Origin of the sequence: Vibrio sp. SG41-7 (assembly GCF_014164465.1) — a bacterium.
Taxonomy (GTDB): domain Bacteria; phylum Pseudomonadota; class Gammaproteobacteria; order Enterobacterales; family Vibrionaceae; genus Vibrio; species Vibrio splendidus.
Genome location: NZ_JACJFF010000363.1, coordinates 1 through 408 on the forward strand (window position 1 = coordinate 1; position 408 = coordinate 408).

Below are 408 nucleotides of genomic sequence, written 5' to 3' on the forward strand. Positions count from 1 at the left end.
CGCACTTTGGCAATGTGTTCTCGTGCTTTGGTGTTTAACTGGATGTTTGCCAGCTTGCCCGTTTTGCTTTCACGAATAATGAGTCGGTCATCATTAATGTCTTCAAAGCGGATAGCGAGTAAATCGGATATTCGTAGTGCCAGGTTTAACCCAATGTGCCAAACGTCAGCCATTTGCGGATTACAACGAATAGCGAGTAAATGACCAATTAGGCGTATTGTGTCGTCGTCTTTAATCGCTTGGACCTCAGCCATAGTCTGCTTCCTTTTTTGTCTGTAGAAGAGTGTTTTGGGAAGCTCAGAGAGGCCGATACCGCCAAACCCTTATGTAGCAAGGGATTGAAGCTTCCCGTTTTAACAATATGGGAAGCAGCAGTATCAGCCGTTATCTGTGCTGGTGGATGTTGTT

General features: G+C 45.3%; 1 pseudogene. It reads right to left on the reverse strand.

The features are described from left to right. Nucleotides 1–254 (reverse strand): annotated as a pseudogene (locus tag H5300_RS27115) (site-specific integrase); the annotation flags it as partial. Between the last annotated feature and the right edge of the window lie 154 nt (nucleotides 255–408).